The sequence below is a fragment of the Pseudomonas sp. P1_A1 genome (genome assembly GCF_056406935.1).
Window position 1 is genome coordinate 32,252 of the sequence record NZ_JBFTZE010000002.1, and the last position, 15,412, is coordinate 47,663.

Annotated in this window: 16 protein-coding genes; 10 read left to right on the top strand and 6 right to left on the bottom strand. The window is 59.5% G+C overall.

What is annotated here, in order from left to right:
• Window positions 1–52: 52 nt before the first annotated feature.
• Window positions 53–703, bottom strand: a complete 651-nt coding sequence (locus tag AC1D2Q_RS03050) for a hypothetical protein (RefSeq protein WP_019580288.1) — start codon at window positions 701–703, stop codon at window positions 53–55.
• A 372-nt stretch (window positions 704–1,075) separates the two neighbouring features.
• Here AC1D2Q_RS03050 and coxB point away from each other — a divergent pair, with 372 nt between their 5' ends.
• The 4 genes from coxB to AC1D2Q_RS03070 all read left to right on the top strand — a co-directional run bounded on the left by coxB (window position 1,076) and on the right by AC1D2Q_RS03070 (window position 5,396).
• Window positions 1,076–2,203, top strand: a complete 1,128-nt coding sequence (coxB, locus tag AC1D2Q_RS03055) for a cytochrome c oxidase subunit II (RefSeq protein ID WP_477812223.1) — start codon at window positions 1,076–1,078, stop codon at window positions 2,201–2,203.
• Window positions 2,204–2,285: 82 nt separating this feature from the next.
• Window positions 2,286–3,878 carry a cytochrome c oxidase subunit I gene (gene ctaD, locus AC1D2Q_RS03060; RefSeq protein ID WP_477812224.1) on the top strand — a complete coding sequence of 531 codons (1,593 nt, stop codon included), beginning with the start codon at window positions 2,286–2,288 and terminating at the stop codon, window positions 3,876–3,878.
• 39 nt (window positions 3,879–3,917) lie between these two features.
• On the top strand, window positions 3,918–4,475 hold the full coding sequence (locus AC1D2Q_RS03065; RefSeq protein ID WP_018927259.1) for a cytochrome c oxidase assembly protein: 558 nt from the start codon (window positions 3,918–3,920) through the stop codon (window positions 4,473–4,475).
• Between the two features lie 33 nt (window positions 4,476–4,508).
• Window positions 4,509–5,396, top strand: coding sequence for a cytochrome c oxidase subunit 3 (locus AC1D2Q_RS03070; RefSeq protein WP_477812225.1), 888 nt, complete (start codon window positions 4,509–4,511; stop codon window positions 5,394–5,396).
• 15 nt (window positions 5,397–5,411) lie between these two features.
• Here the strand turns inward: AC1D2Q_RS03070 and AC1D2Q_RS03075 are convergent, their stop codons facing one another.
• Window positions 5,412–5,615 (bottom strand): twin transmembrane helix small protein, encoded by a 204-nt coding sequence (locus tag AC1D2Q_RS03075; protein WP_018927261.1) that lies wholly within the window; start codon window positions 5,613–5,615, stop codon window positions 5,412–5,414.
• 70 nt (window positions 5,616–5,685) lie between these two features.
• Between AC1D2Q_RS03075 and AC1D2Q_RS03080 the strand changes: the two genes are divergently transcribed.
• From AC1D2Q_RS03080 to AC1D2Q_RS03100, 5 genes are read left to right on the top strand one after another with little or no spacing between them, the layout of a single operon-like run.
• A complete protein-coding gene (locus AC1D2Q_RS03080) occupies window positions 5,686–6,426 on the top strand; it encodes an SURF1 family protein (protein WP_477812226.1) in 741 nt (246 codons plus the stop codon).
• Complete coding sequence (locus tag AC1D2Q_RS03085) at window positions 6,392–6,985, top strand: hypothetical protein (RefSeq protein WP_477812227.1); 594 nt, start codon at window positions 6,392–6,394, stop codon at window positions 6,983–6,985. The genes AC1D2Q_RS03080 and AC1D2Q_RS03085 overlap by 35 nt, the downstream gene beginning before the upstream one ends.
• Window positions 6,986–6,995: 10 nt before the next feature.
• The gene (locus tag AC1D2Q_RS03090; protein WP_477812228.1) at window positions 6,996–8,075 is read left to right on the top strand and encodes a COX15/CtaA family protein; all 1,080 of its coding nucleotides are present in this window, start codon (window positions 6,996–6,998) and stop codon (window positions 8,073–8,075) included.
• Complete coding sequence (gene cyoE / locus AC1D2Q_RS03095; protein ID WP_018927265.1) at window positions 8,063–8,962, top strand: heme o synthase; 900 nt, start codon at window positions 8,063–8,065, stop codon at window positions 8,960–8,962. Before AC1D2Q_RS03090 ends, cyoE begins: the two co-directional genes overlap by 13 nt.
• Window positions 8,959–9,594 (top strand): SCO family protein, encoded by a 636-nt coding sequence (locus tag AC1D2Q_RS03100; protein WP_019580295.1) that lies wholly within the window; start codon window positions 8,959–8,961, stop codon window positions 9,592–9,594. The genes cyoE and AC1D2Q_RS03100 overlap by 4 nt, the downstream gene beginning before the upstream one ends.
• Before the next feature lie 77 nt (window positions 9,595–9,671).
• On the opposite strand, the gene AC1D2Q_RS03105 is transcribed toward AC1D2Q_RS03100, so the two are convergent.
• From AC1D2Q_RS03105 to AC1D2Q_RS03115, 3 genes are all read right to left on the bottom strand, one after another.
• The gene (locus AC1D2Q_RS03105; protein ID WP_204125570.1) at window positions 9,672–10,445 is read right to left on the bottom strand and encodes a MetQ/NlpA family ABC transporter substrate-binding protein; all 774 of its coding nucleotides are present in this window, start codon (window positions 10,443–10,445) and stop codon (window positions 9,672–9,674) included.
• A gap of 77 nt (window positions 10,446–10,522) precedes the next feature.
• Window positions 10,523–11,197, bottom strand: coding sequence for a methionine ABC transporter permease (locus tag AC1D2Q_RS03110; protein ID WP_477812229.1), 675 nt, complete (start codon window positions 11,195–11,197; stop codon window positions 10,523–10,525).
• Window positions 11,197–12,204, bottom strand: a complete 1,008-nt coding sequence (locus tag AC1D2Q_RS03115; protein ID WP_477812230.1) for a methionine ABC transporter ATP-binding protein — start codon at window positions 12,202–12,204, stop codon at window positions 11,197–11,199. Before AC1D2Q_RS03115 ends, AC1D2Q_RS03110 begins: the two co-directional genes overlap by 1 nt.
• A 248-nt stretch (window positions 12,205–12,452) precedes the next feature.
• Here AC1D2Q_RS03115 and katE point away from each other — a divergent pair, with 248 nt between their 5' ends.
• Window positions 12,453–14,591: a catalase HPII gene (gene katE / locus AC1D2Q_RS03120; protein WP_477812457.1), complete on the top strand. Its 2,139-nt coding sequence runs from the start codon at window positions 12,453–12,455 to the stop codon at window positions 14,589–14,591.
• 81 nt (window positions 14,592–14,672) lie between these two features.
• On the opposite strand, the gene AC1D2Q_RS03125 is transcribed toward katE, so the two are convergent.
• Window positions 14,673–15,389: a PA5502 family lipoprotein gene (locus AC1D2Q_RS03125; RefSeq protein WP_477812231.1), complete on the bottom strand. Its 717-nt coding sequence runs from the start codon at window positions 15,387–15,389 to the stop codon at window positions 14,673–14,675.
• Window positions 15,390–15,412 lie beyond the last annotated feature (23 nt).

The window sequence follows — 15,412 nt, forward strand, 5'->3', positions numbered from 1 at the left end:
GTGTGGGAGCGGGCTTGCTCGCTCCCACAGGTGTTCGGTTCTTACCGTTGGATCAAGCCGCTGGCTGATCCAGCTCCAGCTCCACGCCCAATTGGCGCGACAGGCACGGCCAGCGCTTCCACGCGGCGCCGGTGTCCGGGCTGTTGAGTTTCTCGCGGTAGGCCTCCACCGACTCCAGCGCGAAACTTTCATCGTCAAGCATCTCGTCCACCGCGTGATGCACCGCCTCATCCAGTTGGTTGGCAAATTCCTCGCCAATCAATTGGTGGGCAATCAGGTTGGCGACAGTCATGTCCAAGGGGATCAGTGGCTGGCCAAAATGCTTGATGTACAGGTCGTTGACCTCTTCAACCAAACGGTGCGCCAGATAAGCTTCATCCAGCAGGCTGTCCAAGCCGACGTGACCGGCCATGATCGCCGGCGGCTGGAGGAAGAACTGCTCGGCGATTGTCAGCACCGGCTTGATCTGCGATTCGATGCCCGCTTCCCTGGCGACTTCATTGGCTGCGTCCAGCAGGTCTGGCACTTGTTCTATATACGCGGCCACAAAACGCGTCATCACTCCGTTGGCGTCGACATCCGGCAATTGGATGGCGGAGTGAAGGTGCGGCAGTTGGGTTTCCAGCTGACGAGTCAGCAGGCCGGTCTCGGCCTCGTGTTGCAGGGCTTTTTGGATCTGCTCGCGCAATGCGGCGGTGTTCATGAAAACTCCAGGAAACAAAGGCAATGGAATAGGGAAGACATAACTTAGCTGGCTCAGAAAAAAGGCTAAGACGCATTTGTCATAATTATTTCATCCTTGAGACGTCTGCGTTATATCGATTTGCCACCACTCGTCTACATCCTTCTCCATTCGTGACCTGGAACGCAAGTCCAGGCTGTTTCAGTTGATTTACCCCGTCGCGTTGCGAGGTGGCAGTCGCTGTCTATACTCGGTTCTGAATGGAGTTAGCTGATGACACCCGACTGCATAGGCAGCAAGGCTCGGCGATTCAAGTTCGTGGTCTGAAAAAGCCGCTCCCTTGCCGCAGGCGTTACGCCTACGGGATAACAAGAACGATAAGGGGAACCCGCAATGATGCGACATCCACATGTCTGGATGGGCCTCCTGTTGTGGTCGATTTTCAGTCAGGCGCAAGCGGCCTGGACTGTCAATATGGCGCCTGGAGCGACTGAGATCAGTCACGCAGTATTCGATCTGCACATGACCATTTTCTGGATCTGTGTAGTGATCGGCATCATCGTCTTCGGCGCCATGTTCTGGTCGATGATGGTCCACCGCCGCTCGACCGGGCAGGTGGCCGCAAAATTTCATGAAAGCACCACCGTTGAAATCCTCTGGACCATCGTGCCCCTGCTTATCCTGGTGGCCATGGCGGTTCCCGCAACCGCCACCCTGATCAAGATGTATGACAACACCGAGCCGGATATTGATATCCAGGTCACCGGTTATCAGTGGAAGTGGCACTACAAATACCTGGGTCAGGACGTCGAATTCTTTAGCAACCTGACCACCCCCGCCGATCAGATCCACAACAAGGAAGCCAAGGGCGAGCATTACCTGCTGGAGGTCGACAAACCATTGGTGCTGCCGATCGGTGCCAAGGTGCGCTTCCTGGTGACCTCCGCCGACGTCATCCACTCTTGGTGGGTGCCGGCTTTCGCGGTCAAACGCGATGCGATTCCGGGCTTCGTCAATGAATCCTGGACCCGTGTCGACAAACCCGGCATCTACCGTGGCCAGTGCGCCGAGCTGTGCGGCAAGGACCACGGCTTCATGCCGATCGTGGTCGAAGTCAAGGAAAAGGCCGACTACGAAAAATGGCTGGGCGAGCGCAAGGCGGAAGCCGCGCAACTCAAAGAGCTGACCAGCAAGGAATGGACCCTCGACGAGCTCAAGGAGCGCGGCGACAAGATCTATCACACCACTTGCGTGGCCTGTCACCAGGCCGAAGGCCAAGGCCTGCCGCCGATGTTCCCGGCACTCAAGGGCTCGAAAATCGCCACCGGCCCGATCAAGGATCACCTGAGCCTGGTCTTCCACGGCAAGCCCGGCACCGCCATGGCGGCGTTCGGCAAGCAGCTCTCGGAAGTCGATATCGCGGCGGTCGTGACCTACGAACGTAACGCCTGGGGCAACAACAAAGGCGACATGGTCACCCCTAAAGAAGTGCTGGAGTTGAAACAGGCGGAAAGCAAATGACCCGGTCTATTGCGTACTCAAGGAATCGGTCGGGGCATGACGTCCCGGTTCGCCCAGCCCAGCCGTTTGCAGGAGACAGGACATGACTGTTGTAGTCGATGACCATGTTCATACCGATACCGCCCACGCCCACGGCCCTGCCAAAGGCCTGATGCGTTGGGTGTTGACTACCAACCACAAGGATATCGGCACGCTGTACCTGTGGTTTGCGTTCACCATGTTCCTGCTGGGCGGCTCGTTCGCCATGGTGATTCGTGCCGAGCTGTTCCAGCCGGGGTTGCAAATCGTCCAGCCTGAGTTCTTCAACCAGATGACCACCATGCACGGCTTGGTGATGGTCTTCGGTGCGGTGATGCCGGCCTTCGTCGGCCTCGCCAACTGGATGATCCCGTTGATGATCGGCGCGCCGGACATGGCCCTGCCACGGATGAACAACTTCAGCTTCTGGCTGTTGCCGGCGGCGTTCATTCTGTTGGTGTCGACCCTGTTCACCCCCGGTGGTGGGCCGAATTTCGGCTGGACCTTCTACGCACCGCTGTCGACCACCTACGCGCCGGAAAGCGTGACGTTTTTCATCTTCGCCATCCACTTGATGGGGATCAGTTCGATCATGGGGGCGATCAACGTGATCGCGACCATCCTCAACCTGCGCGCCCCCGGCATGACGCTGATGAAAATGCCGCTGTTCGTCTGGACCTGGCTGATCACCGCGTTCCTGCTGATCGCAGTGATGCCGGTGCTGGCCGGCTGCGTGACCATGATGTTGATGGACATCCACTTCGGCACCAGTTTCTTCAGTGCCGCCGGTGGCGGTGATCCGGTGCTGTTCCAGCATGTGTTCTGGTTCTTCGGTCACCCCGAGGTGTACATCATGATCCTGCCGGCCTTCGGTGCCGTCAGCTCGATCATTCCGGCGTTCTCGCGCAAGCCGCTGTTTGGCTACACCTCGATGGTCTATGCCACGGCCAGTATTGCCTTCCTGTCATTCATCGTCTGGGCGCACCACATGTTCGTGGTCGGCATTCCGCTGGTGGGCGAGTTGTTCTTCATGTACGCCACGCTGCTGATCGCAGTGCCGACCGGCGTGAAGGTGTTCAACTGGGCCAGCACCATGTGGCAAGGTTCGCTGACCTTCGAGACGCCGATGCTGTTCGCGGTGGCGTTCGTGATCCTGTTTTCCATTGGCGGATTCTCCGGGTTGATGCTGGCCATCGCCCCCGCGGACTTCCAATACCAGGACACCTACTTCGTGGTCGCGCACTTCCATTACGTGCTGGTACCGGGGGCGATCTTCGGGATCTTCGCCTCGGCTTACTTCTGGCTGCCGAAGTGGACCGGCCACATGTACGACGAAACCCTTGGCAAGCTGCACTTCTGGCTGTCTTTCATCGGCATGAACATGGCGTTCTTCCCGATGCACTTCGTAGGCCTGGCGGGCATGCCGCGGCGGATTCCGGACTACAACCTGCAATTCGCCGACTTCAACATGGTGTCGTCGATCGGCGCGTTCATGTTTGGTGCCACGCAGATCTTCTTCCTGTTCATCGTGATCAAGACCATTCGCGGCGGAGAGCCGGCACCGGCCAAGCCGTGGGATGGTGCCGAAGGCCTGGAATGGAGCATTCCGTCGCCCGCGCCGTATCACACCTTCACCACACCGCCGGAAGTGAAATGAACGCACTAGCCTTTGTGGGAGCGGTGGAGGTTAGACGTCATGGCTGACTCGATCTCGATGAAGAAGCTGGTCACCCGCCTGTTGCTGGTGGTGGCGGCGATGTTTGTCTTCGGCTTTGCCCTGGTACCGATCTACGACGTGATGTGCAAGGCATTCGGCATCAATGGCAAAACCGCCGGGCAGTATGAAGGCGAGCAAACGGTCGACGCCTCGCGGCAGGTTCGCGTGCAGTTTCTGTCGACCAACGCCGCTGACATGCCCTGGGACTTCTATCCCAAGACGGATGAGCTGACCGCGCACCCCGGGGCGGTGAACGAGATGATTTTTATCGCCCACAACCCCACCGACCGGCCGATGAGCGCCCAGGCGGTGCCGAGTATCGCGCCGAGTGCAGCCGCAGCGTACTTCCACAAGACCGAATGTTTCTGCTTTACCCAGCAAGTGCTGCAGCCCGGTCAGCGCATCGAGATGCCAGTACGGTTCATCGTTGACCGCGACATGCCCAAGGATGTGAAGCACCTGACGCTGTCCTACACGCTGTTCGATATCACCGCACGTCATCCGCCCGTGGCTGTTGCAGCAAGCACCGGTGGCTAGGCGTTAAAGCGTGCCCGATAAGGAGAACAATAAATGGCAACTCATGAACATTATTACGTTCCAGCCCAGAGCAAATGGCCGATCATCGCCACGATCGGCATGCTGGTCACGGTGTTCGGCCTGGGCACCTGGTTCAATGACCTGAAGGCTGCGCGGCCGGAATCCCATGGCCCGCTGATCTTTTTCGTCGGCGGACTGCTGCTGGCCTACATGCTGTTCGGCTGGTTCGGGACGGTGGTCAAGGAGAGTCGCGCGGGGTTGTACAGCCCGCAACTCGACCGCTCGTTCCGCTGGGGCATGAGCTGGTTCATTTTCTCGGAGGTGATGTTCTTCCTGGCCTTTTTCGGCGCGCTGTTTTATGTGCGCAACGTCGCAGGTCCTGCCTTGGGCGGTGAAGGCACCAAAGGCATCGCCCACATGCTGTGGCCGGCGTTCGAATTCACCTGGCCACTGCTGAGCAACCCGGACTCGAAACTCTTTCCTCCACCCAAGGAAGTCATCAGCCCCTGGGGCCTGCCGCTGCTCAACACCGTGCTGTTGGTGAGTTCCAGCGTCACCGTGACCATCGCTCACCACGCCTTGAAGAAAGGCCATCGCGGCGCGCTGAAAATCTGGCTGGCGCTGACCGTGTTGCTCGGTTGCGGCTTCCTGGGCTTTCAAGCCAAAGAATATCTGCACGCCTACCACGAGCTGGGCCTGACCCTGGGTTCCGGCATCTACGGTGCAACGTTCTTCATGCTCACCGGTTTCCACGGTGCCCACGTGACCATCGGCACCATCATCCTGTTCGTCATGCTGATGCGCATCATGCGCGGACACTTCAATGCAGACCACCATTTCGGATTCGAGGCGGCGACCTGGTACTGGCACTTTGTGGATGTGGTGTGGATCGGGCTGTTCGTTTTCGTCTACGTGCTCTGAGCCTGGCACTCATGACTACCAAGGCACGTGGGACACCAGTTGGCCGCTGAAAAAACCCCAGGCGATCAAGCCGACAGTGATCGCGGCCAGCGCAACACGAATACTCAAGGCGATGACCAGGCGATTCGAGCTGCTGTCGTCCTTGACCAGAAAAAACAGGCCGCTGAACAGGCTGACAACCGTGGCAATCAGCATCAGGACGATGGCTGCTTTGAGCATGGTGACACTCCGGGGGACAGGCGATGCATGTGAGTATAGCTATCGCGAAGACCGACTTTCTGGCGACGCCATGAAGCGCTTCCGGCCGGGCCTCGTGCCGACTCTGGTGGTCGCGGTGCTGCTGCCCTTGCTGGTGTCACTCGGCTTCTGGCAGTTGAGCCGGGGCGCGGAGAAAAGCACGCTGCTGCAAAATTACGCCGAGCGCCGGGCGGCCGAACCGATGGCCAGCACCGAACTGCAACACACCGAAGATCCGGTTTTCCGCCGGGTTCGCCTGCACGGCCAGTTCGATGCCGAACACAGCGTGCTGCTGGATAACCGGCAGCGCGATGGCAAGGTCGGGGTCGAGCTGTTGCAACCGTTTCAGGATCAGGCCACCGGGCTCTGGTTGCTGGTCAATCGCGGCTGGCTGCCGTGGCCGGATCGGCGCACACCGCCGTCATTCACCACACCGACTCAGGTGTTGAGCCTCGACGCCTGGGTCTACGTCTCCCCCGGCGCAACGTTCCAGTTGCACGCCGACCCCAACACCACGACCTGGCCACAACTGATCACCGCCGTTGAACCGGCGAGGTTGTGGACGGCGCTTGAACGTGACGGTTTCGCCTACGAATTACGCGCGCAAAGTGGCCCTGCGACCTACCGGGCCGATTGGCCGGTGGTGGCCATGGGGCCGGAAAAGCACCTGGCTTACGCCGTGCAGTGGTTCGCCCTGGCGATCGCCCTGCTCGGCCTTTACCTCTATCTCGGCTGGCACAACGCAAAGGAGAACAATAATGGGAGTGGCCATGAATCCACCCGGCATGTCTGAGGCGAAAGCACCGGTGAATCGGCGGCGCGGACGCTTGCAGTTGTTGCTGATTTTATTGGGAGTGATCGGTCCGATGATCCTCGCCACCGGTATGTACAAATTGCAGTTCTGGGTGCCAGACGGCCGCAGTTATCACGGTGAACTGATCGGCAACGGCCAGACCCGCGCCGACATCGGCGTACAGGCGCAGGAAGACCGCTGGCAGTTGCTGGTAACAGCGCCCAAGGACTGTTCGGTGGATTGCCAGCAGCTGGTTTATCTGGCGCGGCAGATCCAGATCGGCCTCGGTCGCGATGCTGCCCGCGCCAGCCATGCGCTGGCCATCGCGCAGCCGCTGAACAGCGATTACGAGACTAAACTTCAACGCGAGTACCCACAGTTGCAACGCTATTCATTGGACCTGCCGTCCTACATCAAAGGCGCGCAGAGCAATGACACACCGCACCTGTGGATCATCGACCCTCACGGCAATCTGGTGCTGCGTTACGACCCGACGGTGAAGGGCAAGGACCTGCTCAACGACCTGCGCCACCTGCTGAAACTGTCGAACATCGGATAAGGGCATCGTCATGGCCAAACCTGGATTTCGCCTCGCGCTGTTTGCCACCTTGCTGGCACTGATTGTGGTGTTGCTCGGCGCTTACACACGCCTGACCCACGCCGGCCTCGGCTGCCCGGACTGGCCCGGCTGCTACGGTTTTATCAGCGTGCCGCAAAGCGAAGCCCAGCTGGCTCATGCCGAACTGCATTTTCCAGACACCCCGGTGGAAGCCCACAAGGGCTGGAACGAAATGGTCCATCGCTACTTCGCCGGCACGCTGGGGCTGCTGATCGCGGTGCTGGCGGGCCGCGCCTGGGTCCATCGTCATCATCCGGGGCAGCCGGTGAAGTTGCCGCTGTTCCTGCTGGCGTTGGTCATTGGCCAAGCGGCTTTCGGCATGTGGACGGTGACGCTCAAGCTTTGGCCGCAAGTGGTCACCGGACATTTACTCGGTGGTTTTGCGACCTTGAGCCTGTTGTTTCTGCTGACCTTGCGCCTGTCCGGCGTATTGCCGGCGCTTACCGTGCCTCGACGTTTGCAATACTGGGCAACCGCCGGCTTGCTGTTGGTGATCCTGCAAATTGCTCTCGGTGGCTGGGTCAGCTCCAATTACGCGGCGGTAGCCTGCATCGACTTTCCGACCTGCCACGGCCAATGGCTGCCACCGACTGATTTCGCCAACGGTTTTCACCTGACCCAACACATCGGCCCGAATTATCTGGGCGGGCAGCTGGACAGCGATGCCCGCACCGCGATTCACCTGACTCACCGCATCGGCGCATTACTGGTCACCTTTGTTCTGCTCGGTCTGGCCTGGCAACTGAAGGTCGTCGGCATGACGCGCCTGGCCGTCATGGTGCTGATCGCCCTTGCCGCACAGATCACCCTGGGCATCAGCAACGTGGTGTTCCACTTGCCGCTGCCGGTGGCCGTCGCCCACAACGCCGGCGGTGCGGCGCTGTTGCTGACGATGGTGCTGGTCAATTATCACGCGCGAACCAGTCTGGTTCGAGTCAAGCATCAGCCCCTTCGGCGCTGGCGTCTACGCCTGCGTAAACACTCGGCCGGGCCCATAACAATAAAAGGAGAGATGCCATGGCGACTCTGATCGGCGAACGTCACAGTCAGGCCATCTGGCGAGACTACCTGGAACTGACCAAGCCGAAAGTGGTGGTGCTGATGCTCATCACCTCGCTGGTCGGCATGTTCCTCGCGACCCGCGCCGGGGTGCCATGGACGGTGCTGGTGTTCGGCAATCTGGGGATCGCCCTGTGTGCCGGCGGTGCCGCAGCGGTCAATCATGTGGTGGACCGGCGCATCGACGCGGTCATGGCCCGGACCCACAAACGGCCCCTGGCCGAAGGCCGGGTATCTCCAGCCGCTGCGCTGACCTTCGCCCTGATACTGGCGATGCTCGGTCAGGCCTTGTTGCTGACTTTCACCAACCCGTTGACGGCGTGGCTGACCCTCGCCTCCTTGCTCGGTTATGCCGTGGTCTATACCGGCTTCCTGAAACGCGCGACGCCGCAGAACATCGTCATCGGCGGCCTCGCCGGAGCTGCCCCGCCACTGCTCGGCTGGACCGCCGCCACCGGTCATGTCGGCGCCGAACCATTGTTGCTGGTGCTGATCATCTTCGCCTGGACCCCGCCGCACTTCTGGGCGCTGGCGATTCACCGCAAGGAGGAATACGCCAAGGCTGACATTCCGATGCTGCCGGTGACCCATGGCGAGCACTACACCAAAGTCCACATCCTGCTTTATACCTTTGCGTTGCTGGCCGTCAGCCTGATGCCCTACGTGATCCACATGAGCGGCGTGCTCTACCTGATGTGTGCCCTTCTACTGGGCGCAAGGTTTCTGCAATGGGCCGTGGTGCTGTACCGTGGCACTCGACCGCACGCGGCGATCAACACGTTCAAGTACTCTATCTACTACTTGTTCCTGCTGTTTATCGCGCTGCTCGTAGACCACTACTTACTGTTGATCCTATGACTCGAACCCAGAAAACCGTCTTCATCCTCGTTGCCCTGATCGCGCTGATCCTGGGCCTGACCGTCAATAAAGTACTGACCGGAAAAAACCAGGGCGACCCGACGGCGCTGATCGATGCGGGGATCATCCTGCTACCCCAAAGCCGTAATCTGCCGGACGTGAAGATGACCGATCAGGACGGCAAGCCAGTGGCGATCAACGAACTGAAAGGCAAGTGGAGTTTGCTGTTCTTCGGCTACACCTTCTGCCCGGACATCTGCCCGACCACCCTCGCCCAGCTGCGGCAGATCAAGAGTGAACTGCCGGCGGATGCGGTGAACAAGTTGCAGGTCATCCTGGTCAGCGTCGACCCGAACCGCGACACGCCCAAGCAACTCAAGCAGTACCTGGGCTACTTCGATCCGCAATTCATCGGGCTGACCGCATCCTCAGTCGAAGACCTTCAGAAAATGGCCAACGCGGTGAGCATTCCGTTCATTCCGGCGGACACCAGCAAGCCGAACTACACCGTCGACCACAGCGGCAACCTGGCGGTGATCGGACCGGACGGGACTCAACGCGGGTTCATTCGTGCACCGCTGAATAACCAGAAACTGGTGGCGCAGTTGCCGGTGATGCTCAACCGTCAATAAGCACCACAGGTACGGTGTTTCAGGCAAAAAAATGGGGCGCATTCAATGCGCCCCATTTTTTTCGTTAAAGCTTCAGATCAGAACGCCGGCAATACCGCGCCTTTGTACTTCTCGAGAATGAAGGCTTTCACTTCCGGGCTGTGCAGGGCAGCAACCAGTTTCTGCATTGCCGCGCTGTCCTTGTCGTCCGGACGGGCAACGAGGATGTTCACGTACGGCGAGTCGCTGCCTTCGATGACCAGCGCGTCCTTGGACGGATCGAGCTTGGCTTCCAGCGCGTAGTTGGTGTTGATCAGCGCCAGATCGACCTGAGTCAGCACGCGCGGGATGGTCGCGGCTTCCAGTTCACGGAATTTCAGGTCCTTGGTGTTCTCGGTGATGTCCTTGACGGTCGACAGGATGTTGTTCGAATCCTTCAACTTGATCAGGCCAGCCTTCGCCAGCAGCAACAGCGCACGGCCGCCGTTGGTGGCGTCGTTCGGGATCACCACGTTGGCGCCGCCCGGCAGCTCTTCCAGTTTCTTGTACTTGCTGGAGTAAGCGCCCAGCGGCTCCAGGTGCACACCGGCAACGCTGACGAGGTTAGTGCCCTTGGCCTTGTTGAATTCATCCAGGTACGGTTGGTGCTGGAAGAAGTTGGCGTCCAGACGCTTCTCGGCCACCTGTACGTTCGGCTGGATGTAGTCGGTGAAGACTTTGACTTTCAGGTCCACGCCTTCTTTGGCCAGGGCCGGTTTAACGAACTCGAGGATTTCCGCGTGCGGCACCGGAGTGGCCGCAACGGTCAGGGTGTCGGCGGCGTGGGCGGAAAAGGCTGCAACGGCAGCGAACGCGACGAGTAGTTTTTTCATTCAGCTAACTCCTTGTGAGGCGCCCGTTTGGCGCCTGCCAGCGAATGGCCGGCTCATGTCTTGGTGACGAGAACTGTTTATTTGCGGGAAAAATGAACCACCAGCTTGTCGCCGACGGTTTGCAGCACTTGAACCAGCACCAGCAGCAACACCACGGTGACCACCATCACGTCGGTCTGGAAACGCTGGTATCCGAAACGGATCGCCAGGTCGCCCAAGCCGCCAGCGCCGACCACACCGGCCATCGCTGTGTAGGACACCAGTGTAATCGCTGTCACCGTAATAGCCGCGAAGATGCCCGGACGGGCCTCCGGCAGCAAGGCGTTGGTGATGATCTGACGGGTCGTCGCGCCCATGGCCTGGGTCGCTTCGATGATGCCGCGATCCACCTCACGCAGGGCGGTTTCCACCAGTCGCGCGAAGAACGGCGTGGCGCCCACCACCAGCGGTGGAATCGCACCGGCGACACCGAGGGAAGTGCCGGTAATCAACACGGTGAACGGAATCATCACGATCAGCAGAATGATGAACGGCAGCGAACGCAGAATGTTCACCACCAGCGACAGCATCGCGTAAACGCCTTTGGCTTCCAGCAACTGGCGCGGGCTGCACAAGAACAACAGCACGCCCAACGGCAACCCCAGCAGCACGGTGAACAACAGCGAACCGCCAAGCATCAGCAGGGTGTCGCCGGCGGCCAGCCAGATTTCGTACCAGTCGATATTGGAAAAGAAACTCATCAGGACTTCCATCAGCGCAGCACCTCCATGTGGACATCAGCTGCGGTGAAGTGCGCAAACGCCGCTTCCATGTCGCCACCGGTAACAGCCAGGGTCAATTGGCCGTAGGGAACCTCTTTGATGCGATCGATACGACCGGCCAGGATGCTGTAGTCCACGCCCGTTTCCCGGGCGACGGTACCCAGCAACGGTGCGTAGGTCGCTTCGCCCTGGAAGGTCAGACGCACGATGCGGCCCGGGACATGAGCGAAGTCGTCGCGCTGTTCGTTCTCGTCGATCTGCTCGTCTTCCTGGACGAAGCGCTTGGTGGTCGGGTGCTTGGGGTGCAGGAACACCTCGGCCACCGAACCTTGCTCGACGATCACACCGGCATCCATCACCGCCACCTGATCGCAGACCCGACGAATCACATCCATTTCGTGGGTGATCAGGACGATGGTCAGCTTCAGCTCGCGATTGATCTCGGCCAGCAATTGCAAAACCGACGCCGTGGTCTGTGGGTCGAGAGCACTGGTGGCTTCATCGCACAACAGGATTTTCGGCTTGGTTGCCAGGGCGCGGGCGATGCCGACACGCTGCTTCTGACCACCGGACAGTTGTGCCGGGTATTTTTTCGCATGGTCGGCCAGGCCAACCCGCGCCAGCAACTGCGCCACACGCTGGTCGATTTCGCTGCGCGACAGCTCACCGGCGAGGGTCAGCGGCAGCGCGACGTTATCGGCCACGGTCTTGGACGCCAGCAAGTTGAAGTGCTGGAAAATCATCCCGACCTGCTGACGGAAACGCCGCAGGCCACTGGCATCCAGCGCCGTGACTTCTTCGCCATCGACGATGATCTTGCCGCCACTGGCGTTTTCCAGGCGGTTGATCAGGCGCAGCAGGGTACTTTTTCCCGCACCGGAATGGCCGATCAGGCCAAAGACCTGACCGTTCTCAATCGTCAGACTGGTCGGATGCAGGGCGGGAATATCCTTACCGGCGACGCGGTAAGTTTTGTGGACGTTTTGAAACTCGATCACGTAGCGAACCTTGTGGGGCGCGTTAGAAAAGGATCAGCGGTTAGCCGGGCGCGCATTTTAGCCTGTCCGTATAGAGGTTCTTAGCATTTATTTCGCTTTCAACCAGCGATTTGGCAATAAGGCGATCAAAGGTCAGAAAAAAGGAACGGTGCCAGCGCCTCATCAGTCACTCATTAAGCAACTCGAAAAAGCCCGGGCAATGCTAATTAGCCCTGAGCACGACGGGAATCGCAACGAGGAGTCTACGTCTGATGAGTACTAAAAAGCCTGCCGCCACCAGCGCACTGGCCGGGACCGATACCCCGGACCGCAGCAACACCAATCCCAAGCTCGACAGCCTGGAACAATTTCGCTCCGATGCCACCGAGCAGGCCCTGCGCACCAACCAGGGCGTGAAGGTCGCGGATAATCAGAACACGTTGAAGGCCGGAGCCCGTGGGCCGTCATTGCTGGAAGACTTCATCATGCGTGAAAAGATCACGCATTTTGACCATGAACGTATTCCTGAGCGCATCGTTCATGCCCGCGGCACTGGCGCCCACGGTTACTTCCAGGCCTACGAGCCCCATTCCGTGCTGACCAAGGCCGCATTCCTACAAGATCCACATCAAAAAACTCCGGTTTTTGTGCGCTTCTCCACGGTGCAAGGCCCGCGCGGGTCGGGCGATACCGTGCGCGACGTACGCGGTTTCGCGGTGAAGTTTTTCACCGACGAAGGCAACTTCGATCTGGTGGGCAACAACATGCCGGTGTTCTTCATTCAGGATGCCATCAAGTTCCCCGACTTCGTGCACGCGGTAAAACCCGAGCCCCACAACGAGATTCCTACCGGCGGTTCGGCCCACGACACCTTTTGGGACTTTGTTTCTTTGGTGCCGGAGTCCGCGCACATGGTGATCTGGACCATGTCCGACCGGGCGATCCCCAAAAGCCTGCGCAGCATGCAAGGCTTCGGGGTGCATACGTTCCGCATGATCAACGCCGAGGGCAAATCGCGGTTCGTCAAATTCCATTGGCGCCCCGTCGCTGGTACCTGTTCGCTGGTATGGGATGAAGCGCAGAAGCTCGCCGGGAAAGACACCGACTTCCATCGCCGTGATCTCTGGGAGTCCATCGAGACGGGGGACTATCCGGAGTGGGAATTGGGCGTACAGGTCATCGAGGAGGAAAGCGAACACGCCTTCGATTTCGACATCCTTGATCCGACCAAGCTCATCCCCGAGGAAATCGTACCGATCACTCCCCTGGGCAAGATGGTGCTCAACCGCAACCCGGACAACTTCTTCGCCGAGACCGAGCAGGTTGCCTTCTGCCCAGGGCATATCGTGCCCGGAATCGATTTTTCGAATGATCCGCTGCTACAAGGCCGGCTGTTTTCCTACACCGATACGCAGATCAGCCGACTTGGCGGACCGAACTTTCACGAGATCCCGATCAACCGCCCACTGGCACCGTTCCATAACGGTCAACGGGATGCGCAGCACCGCACCACCATCGACAAGGGGCGTGCTTCCTACGAGCCGAACTCCATCGACAGTGGCTGGCCGAAGGAGACCCTGCCCGCAGCGCAGGACGGCGGCTTCGAGAGTTACCCGGAGCGCATCGACGCCGCCAAGATCCGCCAGCGCAGCGAGTCGTTCAGCGACCACTTCTCCCAGGCTCGGCTGTTTTTCCACAGCATGAGCAAGCACGAACAGGAGCACATCATTGCCGCCTACAGCTTTGAGCTGGGCAAGGTCGAACGCGAGTTTATTCGTGTGCGTCAGGTCAATGAGATCCTGGCCAATATCGATCTGGAACTGGCCAAACGCGTGGCGCAGAACCTGGGCTTGCCGGTTCCGAAGGCTGGAACGGTCAAGGTGCGTAACACCTCACTGGATCACTCCCCTGCCCTGAGCCAGGCCAACTTGTTGCCCGAAGACATCAAAACCCGAAAAGTCGCGATCCTGGCGGCCAACGGTGTCGATGGCGCGGCGATTGATGCCATGAAGAAAGCGCTGAAGGCCGAAGGCGCTCACGCCAAACTGCTCGGCCCGACCTCGGCCCCCGTGACCACCGCCAATGGCAAAGCACTGCCGGTGGATGCGTCGATGGAAGGTTTACCGTCCGTGGCCTTCGACGCGGTGTTCGTGCCCGGAGGCGCGGCGTCGATCAAGGCACTAAGCAGTGATGGTGTGGCTCTGCATTACCTGTTGGAGGCATACAAACACCTGAAGGCGATCGCCTTGCATGGCGAAGCGAAGCAGTTGCTGGATGTGTTGAAGCTGGAGACTGATGCGGGGCTGATCGTGGGTAACGATGCCAAGCTGTTCAAGGCGTTTTTTGCCGCGATCGGTCAGCATCGGGTGTGGGACAGGGAGCCTAAGGCCAAGGCTATTCCGGCCTGACATTTAGAAAAGCAAAAGATCGCAGCTTGCTACAGCTCCTACACCGGTCCGTAGGAGCTGCCGCAGGCTGCGATCTTTTCTTTATGGCTTGCGAGGGCTCAGAACCATCTGCGCCGGAATTTTGCGCAAAATCTGCTTCTGAAGCTTCAGATCAAACTCCGAATCCAGCTTCTTCACCCGTTTGGTCAGCAAGGTGGCCAACCATGGGTAATCCTGGGTACGGGGAACCTGAATGCTCACGTCGCACTGATAATTCACCACATCGGCGGCGATGGCATCGAGTTGACGACGAAGTTTGCTCATATCGGTGAGGTTCAATGCCACCGTCGTGCTTTCAGCCGTCGGGTCGATCACTTTGGCCTGCGGTTTGGCTTCGGCAGCCTTGAGGGCCGCTTCGGCTTTATCCAGCTCAGCCTTGCGTGCATGAACAATCGCATTGTTAACGCCACCGGTCAGCGCCGGGGCCTTGGGCATCAATACCCGGGCACGGCTGAGGGCAGTGGCCGCGGCATTCACATCACCTTTTTGCAACACGATCTGGCTGCGCAGCAAATAGGCTTCCGCCAATTGCCGCTGGTATTGCTCAAGGGATTGATCGTTGGGCGACTCGGCCTGCAAGGCCGCCAATTGATCCTCGGCGGTGGCCAGCTCGCTGCTGGCCAGGCTTTGTTCCAGTTGTGCAATAGCCGTGGCCCGCGCATCGGGGACCTCGGTGGCCGCCGGTGGCGTGCTTTGGCAAGCACCCAGTAGCAGCGAAAATGCGACAAGGAGCAGATAACGGGAGGCGAACGGCTTCATTCCTGCGACTCTCTATTTGCGCA

What these genes read in the sequence shown, in the direction of transcription:
- AC1D2Q_RS03050 (WP_019580288.1), bottom strand. Translation starts at nt 703, where the DNA reads ATGAACACCGCCGCATTGCGCGAGCAGATCCAAAAAGCCCTGCAACAC.
- coxB (WP_477812223.1), top strand. Translation starts at nt 1,076, where the DNA reads ATGATGCGACATCCACATGTCTGGATGGGCCTCCTGTTGTGGTCGATT.
- ctaD (WP_477812224.1), top strand. Translation starts at nt 2,286, where the DNA reads ATGACTGTTGTAGTCGATGACCATGTTCATACCGATACCGCCCACGCC.
- AC1D2Q_RS03065 (WP_018927259.1), top strand. Translation starts at nt 3,918, where the DNA reads ATGGCTGACTCGATCTCGATGAAGAAGCTGGTCACCCGCCTGTTGCTG.
- AC1D2Q_RS03070 (WP_477812225.1), top strand. Translation starts at nt 4,509, where the DNA reads ATGGCAACTCATGAACATTATTACGTTCCAGCCCAGAGCAAATGGCCG.
- AC1D2Q_RS03075 (WP_018927261.1), bottom strand. Translation starts at nt 5,615, where the DNA reads ATGCTCAAAGCAGCCATCGTCCTGATGCTGATTGCCACGGTTGTCAGC.
- AC1D2Q_RS03080 (WP_477812226.1), top strand. Translation starts at nt 5,686, where the DNA reads ATGAAGCGCTTCCGGCCGGGCCTCGTGCCGACTCTGGTGGTCGCGGTG.
- AC1D2Q_RS03085 (WP_477812227.1), top strand. Translation starts at nt 6,392, where the DNA reads ATGGGAGTGGCCATGAATCCACCCGGCATGTCTGAGGCGAAAGCACCG.
- AC1D2Q_RS03090 (WP_477812228.1), top strand. Translation starts at nt 6,996, where the DNA reads ATGGCCAAACCTGGATTTCGCCTCGCGCTGTTTGCCACCTTGCTGGCA.
- cyoE (WP_018927265.1), top strand. Translation starts at nt 8,063, where the DNA reads ATGGCGACTCTGATCGGCGAACGTCACAGTCAGGCCATCTGGCGAGAC.
- AC1D2Q_RS03100 (WP_019580295.1), top strand. Translation starts at nt 8,959, where the DNA reads ATGACTCGAACCCAGAAAACCGTCTTCATCCTCGTTGCCCTGATCGCG.
- AC1D2Q_RS03105 (WP_204125570.1), bottom strand. Translation starts at nt 10,445, where the DNA reads ATGAAAAAACTACTCGTCGCGTTCGCTGCCGTTGCAGCCTTTTCCGCC.
- AC1D2Q_RS03110 (WP_477812229.1), bottom strand. Translation starts at nt 11,197, where the DNA reads ATGGAAGTCCTGATGAGTTTCTTTTCCAATATCGACTGGTACGAAATC.
- AC1D2Q_RS03125 (WP_477812231.1), bottom strand. Translation starts at nt 15,389, where the DNA reads ATGAAGCCGTTCGCCTCCCGTTATCTGCTCCTTGTCGCATTTTCGCTG.